This is a genomic window from Zetaproteobacteria bacterium, from assembly GCA_003696765.1.
Taxonomy (GTDB): Bacteria; Pseudomonadota; Zetaproteobacteria; order Mariprofundales; family J009; genus RFFX01.
In genome coordinates, this window is the sequence record RFFX01000090.1 from 1 (window position 1) to 6,443 (window position 6,443).

The window sequence follows — 6,443 nt, forward strand, 5'->3', positions numbered from 1 at the left end:
AACGGCTGCGAGCTGGAGATGCATGCCGCGGGCAACCCCTTCTACGACATCGAGCGCTTCGGCATCCACTTCACGGCCAGCCCCCGCTTCGCCGACATGCTGCTGGTCACCGGGCCGGTGGGCATCAACATGAAAAAGGCGCTGGAGATGACCTACGAGGCGATGCCCCGGCCGGGGCTGGTGGTGGCGATGGGCGACTGCGCCGCCGACTGCGGCCTCTTCGGTCGGAACAACTATGCCATCGCCGGAGCGGTGGCCGACATCATCCCGGTCGATGCGGTGATCCACGGCTGCCCGCCCACCCCGGTCGATCTGATTCAGGGGATCCTGGCGGCGATTGAGGGGCAGGATGGTACCGCACAAGGCGCGTAGGGGGTCGATGGGGGCGACTGCTGCGTTCGCCGGCGGATCAGGCTAGGGTGGCTCGCATGGCGGCTGTAGCGAAGGGGCGGAAACAGCAGGCGGGAGGGCGCAGATATCGGGTGGAGCTCGGTGCGCGCGCTTACGACATCGTCATCGAGCCGGGCGCGCTCGATCGCCTCGGCGCCGGTATGACGCAGGTGCTGGGGGCGCCCGGACGGGCACTGGTGGTCAGCGACCGGGTGGTGGCCGATCTCTATCTGGAGCAGGCCCGGCAGTCGCTGGCTCAGGCGGGCTGGCGCAGCCATGGGCTGGTGCTGCCGGAGGGGGAGTCGGCCAAGACGGTGGAGAACTGGTCGCGGATCCTCGATTGCCTGATGGAACACAAGCTGGCGCGCAACGAGCCGGTGGTGGCGCTGGGCGGCGGGGTGGTCGGGGACATGGCAGGTTTCGCCGCCGCCTGCTACCGGCGCGGCGTGCCGCTGGTGCAGGTGCCGACCACGCTGCTGTCGCAGGTCGACTCCAGCGTTGGCGGCAAGACGGCGGTCAACCATCCGCTGGGCAAGAATATGATCGGCGCCTTCTACCAGCCGCGGCTGGTGTGGATCGATCCGACGGTGCTTGCCACCCTCGATGTGCGGCAATACCGCGCGGGGCTGGCCGAGGTGATCAAGTACGGGCTGATCCGCGATGCCGCCTTCTTCCATCGGCTGGAGGAGTTGATGCCGCAGCTGCACCGGCTCGATGGGCAGGCGGTCGCCGAGGTGATCCACACCTCCTGCCGCCACAAGGCGGAGGTGGTGGTGCGCGACGAGCGCGAGGCGGGTGAGCGGGCGCTGCTCAACCTCGGCCACACCTTCGGCCACGCCATCGAGGCGATGACCGGCTATCGACGCTACCTGCACGGGGAGGCGGTGGCGATCGGCATGCGCATGGCCGCCCGGCTCTCCGAGCGGTGCGGCATGGCGCAGGCCGGGCTGGAGGAGGCGGTGGTGGCCATGCTGCGCGCGGCCCGGCTGCCGGTCGATGTGCCGTCCTTCGCGCCGGAGCGTTGGCTTGATGCCATCGGCCACGACAAGAAGAACCTGGGGGAGCGGTTGCGGTTGGTGTTGCTCAACCGCATCGGCGCGGCGCAACTGGTCGATCGGATCGGCCCCGAGGAGATCGAATCGCTGCTGTCGGACTATCGGGAATGATCTGCATCATTCATCATCATCATTGGGGTCGGACCAAGGCAACATGCTGATATGTCGCGATTTTAAGGTCGAAAACAGGCGTTTTTTGGGCTTAGGTTGCCTTTTTTGCCGGCAAAAAGCAGCTGCTAACGCCGGGTGCCCTTCCACAGCGATGCTTAGAGGATCGTTTTTGGGGTCAAAAAGGGCCCTCTAAGCCCGTTTTGCGGCCCGTTTTCTGCTGATCTTCTTTTTATAACAGTATATTGGCTTGGTCCGACCCCGCTGGTGTCCCTGGCCGCCGGCTTCTTCGAGTGAACAATGAATGATATGATTTGATATTCACTAGCCGGTCGCTAGGCTGCGCGCATGGATTCCGTGGATGCCATCCTGCAGGCGGCCGAGCGCCGCTTCTTCGAATACGGGCCGAAGAAGAGCACCATGGCGGAGATCGCCGCCGACTGCGCGATGAGCGTGGGCAATCTCTACCGCCACTTCACCAGCAAGGAGGCGATCGTCGTCGCCTGCATGGAGCGCTACCTGACCGAGCGGCTGCGGATCGGCATCGCCGCCGCCGAGGCGTGCGACGACGCGCTCGACGCCCTGCGCGCCTTTGCGCAGCAGCGGCTGCGCTTCGCCCACGCCCGCTTCGCCTCCGCCCGCCATCTGCCCGATCTGGTCGCGCTGGTCGATGCGCGCCACCGCGATGTGCTCAACGCCTTCGACCGGCGGGTGATCGATGCGCTCCGTGTCATCCTCGAACGAGGGGTGGCCCAGGGGCGGTTTTCCTGCACCGATCCGGCGCGTACCGCAGGCGACATCCACCATGCCATGCTGCGTTACAACCATCCCGTCACCCTGCGCGAGACGCCGTTGGCCGTGCTGCAGGAGGATCTCGACCGGCTGATCGGCCTCTTCTACCGGGGGTTGCATGCGTGAGGTGTCTGGTGGATACATCGATTGTTGGAGGCTGAAATGACCAGACGAACGGGGATGTTGCTATCGATCTTGCTGCTGGCCGCTGCCGCGCAGCCGGCTGCCGCGGCGGATGCGCCACCTTCGGGGCTGGAGGTCATGCAGGCGGTGGACAACCGCGAGGACGGCGACGATCTCAAGCAGACGATGACCCAGACCCTGATCGACCGCAACGGCAACCGCCGCGTGCGCCACATGGTCAGCTTTCGCAAGGACTACGGCAAAGACAAGAAGATGATCCTCTTCTTCACCGAGCCGGCCAACATCCGCGACACCGCGCTGCTCACCTTCGACTACGACGATCCAGACAAGGACGACGACCAGTGGCTCTACCTGCCGGCACTGCAGCGGGTGCGCCGCATCTCGGCGGCCGATCGCGGCGACTACTTCATGGGCACCGACTTCACCTTCGAGGACATGAAGCAGACGCCGGAGCTCTCCGACTACCACTGGAAGTTGCTCGGCTCTGAGACCATCGACGGCCACGACTGTTGGAAGGTGGAGGGGCGGCCGGTCTCCGACGATGTGATGCGCATGCTCGGCTATTCGCGCATGGTGCAGTATGTGCGCAAGGACAACGACTTCCCCTTGCGCGTCGACTATTGGGACCGCGCGGGTGCGCCGCTCAAGCGGATGCGCGTGCTCAAGCTGGTGCAGATCCAGGGGATCTGGACGCCGCTGAAGATCGAGATGGACAACAGCCAGAGCGGCCACAAGACGGTACTGGAGTTCTCCGATCAGCACTACAACAGCGGGCTGAAGAATCGCCTGTTCACCCAGCGCACCCTCAAGCGGGGGTATCGTTGATCCGGTGGCGAAGCCGTCGATGAGGATGCGCCGATGAAGCCGCTCTTCCAACGCATCGTCCGCCACGCATGGCCGGTGCTGGCGCTGCTCGCGCTGGCCACCATGGGCTTCGTCTCCCAGCTGCCTCGGCTGACCATGGAGACCAACATCGAGGAGATGTTGCCCAAGACCATGGAGGCCTACATCAACAAGAAGGAGCTGGAGCGGCGCTTCGCCTCCGCCGACATGGTGGTGATCGGCATCGAGAATCCGGGTGCCGACGGCATCTACAACCCCCATACCCTCAAGCTGGTCGATGAGCTGACCCAGTGGCTGCGCACGCGCAAGGAGTTCCGCACCATCGCGCTGTCCGACCTGATGAGCCTTGCCACCATCAAGGATATCCGCGGCACGGCGGGCGGCATGGAGGTGGAGCGCTTCATGGAGCGCCCGGCGACGACGAAGGAGGCGATCGACCATCTGCGCCGGCGGCTGCGCGACAACGGCATCTACATGGGCTCCATCGTCAGCGCGGACGGCAAGGGGACGCTGATCGTGGTGCGGCCGGCGCCGGAGATGGTCGGCCACTATTACGAGATCTACCAACTGATCCGGAAGAAGGTGGCGGAGATCCGCGCCCGCGGCGGCCCGGAGCGGATCTACATCACCGGCCGGCCGATCGTCGAGGGGGTGTTTGGCGTCTACATGCCGCAGAGCATGCAGAAGATGCAGCCGCTGGTGCTGGGGCTGCTCGCGCTGCTGCTCTTCGCCGCCTTCCGCAACCTGCGCGGGGTGCTGATCCCGCTCACCGTCGTGGTCCTCTCCGAGCTGTGGATGCTGGGCACCATGGCGGCGGTCGGCGTGCCGATCTACACCGTCACCACGCTGTTGCCGATCCTGATCCTGGCCATCGGCATCGCCGATTCGGTCCACCTGCTGACCCACATCCGGGTGGAGGCGGCGCGTGATCCCACCGCCGACCGGTCGGAGGTGATCGTGCGCGGCATGGCCGGCATGTGGATGCCGATCCTGATGACCACGCTGACCACCGCCGCCGGCTTCCTCGCCATGCTCACCTCGCAGCTGTTGCCGATGCGCTATTTCGGCATCTTCGCGGCCATCGGCATCCTCTACGCATTTGTCATCACCATCCTCTTCATCCCGGCCGTCGAGGCGGTGCTGCCCGGTCGGGAGCGGCCGCTCGATGCGATGGCCTTCTCCGGCTATCTGCGCTGGATGAGCCGCACCGTGGTGGAGCATCCGCGCCGCATCGCCGCGCTCTTCGCCCTTTTGTTGCTGCTCTCCGGCTACGGGCTGAGCCGGATTCACGTCAACTCCTCGCTGATCTCCGAGTTCCGCCCCTCCGATCCGCTGCGCCAGACCGACGCCATGATCAACCGCCACTTCGCCGGCACCAACTCGCTCGATCTGATGATCGACTCCGGGCGGGAGGACGGCGTGCTGCAGCCGGCCTTCCTCGCCGGCATGGCCCGGTTGCAGGCACTGGTCGAGCGCGACCCGGTGGTGGGGGACTCCACCTCCGTCGCCGAGTTCCTGGCGGAGATGAACAAGGTGATGCACGGCGGAGATCCCCGCTTCAAGACCACGCCGGACAACGCCCGGCTGGCCGCCCAGTACATGCTGCTCTACTCCTTCTCCGGCGCGCCGGACGACTTCGATTCGATGGTCACCTCCGACTACCGCCGCGCCCACATCCGCATCCAGATGAAGTCGGACAACAGCGCCGATGCGGTGCGGCTGATCGACGCCATTGAGCGACACGCCCCCGAATGGTTCCCCGGCAGCCGCATCAAGTTCGCCGGCACCGCCTACACCACCGACACCTTCTCCGACCTGGTGATCAAGGGGCAGATCGAATCGCTGCTGCTGGCGCTTTTGGCCATCTTCCTGCTCTGCTACGTCATGTTCCGCCGCGTCGGCGACGCGCTGCTGGCCATGCTGCCGGTGTCGATCGCCGTGGTGGTGATCTACGGCATCATGGGGCTGGTCGGCCTGCCGCTGGAGATCGGCACCGCGGTGACCGGCGCGATGGCGCTGGGCATCGGTGTCGATTTCGCCATCCACTACCTCTACCGCTTCCGCGACTACCAGCGGCGCGGCATGCCCTGGCGCGAGATCGTCTTCCACGCCAACGACGACACCGGCCGGGCGCTGCTGTTCAACGCGCTGGTGGTGGTCGGCGGCTTTCTGGTGCTGCTCACCGCGCCGCTCTACCCGCAGGTGAAGCTGGGGGCGCTGGTCGCCGGCTCGATGATCCTCTGCTACCTGGCCAGCTGCTACCTCTTCCCGGTGCTGTTGCGCCGGGAGGCGGCCGACCCCGCGTCAAGCCGATAGCCGTGCGCCCGACCGCCGCCCTGGTCGGTGCGCTGCTCCTGCTCTCCGCCCCGTCGTCGGCTGCCGGCGCCTCCTGGCTGCTGCACGGCGCGCTCAAGAACGAGTCGGCCTACTTCGTATCCGGCGAAAAGCGGTGGGACAAGATCCAGAACCGCCTGGAGCTGAAGCCCGAGGCGGAATTCGGCGACTGGCAATTTCGCGGTCGGGGACTCGTCTGGTACGACGCCGCGATGGATGTCGAGCCCACACGCGCGCCGGATCTGACCGGCGGCATCAAGCGCCACTACCGCACGGCCACCGAGATCAAAGAGGCCTATCTGCTGCACGAAGGCGATGCCTTCGATTTCAGGCTCGGCCGGCAGCAGGTGGTCTGGGGCAAGACCGACGGGCTGCGCATGCTCGATATCGTCAACCCGCTGGATCTGCGCGAGTTCATCCTCGACGACTTCCTCGACGCCCGCATCGGGGTGACCGCCGCCCGGCTCAACTACTACCCCGACAGCGAGATTGAGCAGGAGATCGAGCTGCTCGTCGTCCCCGACGCCAAGCCGGCGCGCGCCGCCCCCACAGGAAGCCGCTGGGCCGTGGCCACTCCGCCGCTGCCGCCCGGCGTGCGCGCACTGCAGTGGCTGGCGCCGCGGCAGCCCAACTGGTCGCCGGCCGACACCGAGCTGGGACTGGTCTGGCGCGGCAACGACATCCACGGCTGGGATCTGTCGCTCAACTATTTCTACGGCTGGAAGGATACCCCCAACGCGTTGCGCAGCATCAGCGGCGGGGTGATGCAGCTTCAAC

General features: G+C 66.1%; 6 protein-coding genes. All 6 read left to right on the plus strand.

Annotated features, from left to right (window positions below):
• A partial coding sequence (locus D6682_08300) for a hydrogenase (GenBank protein ID RMH49897.1) occupies window positions 1-372 on the plus strand: 372 nt, incomplete at its 5' end.
• 56 nt (window positions 373-428) lie between these two features.
• Complete coding sequence (locus D6682_08305) at window positions 429-1,556, plus strand: 3-dehydroquinate synthase (GenBank protein RMH49898.1); 1,128 nt, start codon at window positions 429-431, stop codon at window positions 1,554-1,556.
• A 345-nt stretch (window positions 1,557-1,901) separates the two neighbouring features.
• Window positions 1,902-2,471 (plus strand): TetR/AcrR family transcriptional regulator, encoded by a 570-nt coding sequence (locus D6682_08310; GenBank protein ID RMH49899.1) that lies wholly within the window; start codon window positions 1,902-1,904, stop codon window positions 2,469-2,471.
• A gap of 54 nt (window positions 2,472-2,525) precedes the next feature.
• Entirely contained in the window at window positions 2,526-3,314 is a 789-nt protein-coding gene (locus D6682_08315; GenBank protein RMH49900.1) for an outer membrane lipoprotein-sorting protein, read from the plus strand.
• A 33-nt stretch (window positions 3,315-3,347) separates the two neighbouring features.
• Complete coding sequence (locus D6682_08320) at window positions 3,348-5,648, plus strand: hypothetical protein (protein ID RMH49901.1); 2,301 nt, start codon at window positions 3,348-3,350, stop codon at window positions 5,646-5,648.
• Between the two features lie 2 nt (window positions 5,649-5,650).
• Window positions 5,651-6,443: hypothetical protein (locus tag D6682_08325; protein ID RMH49902.1), on the plus strand; the 793-nt coding region annotated here is incomplete at its 3' end.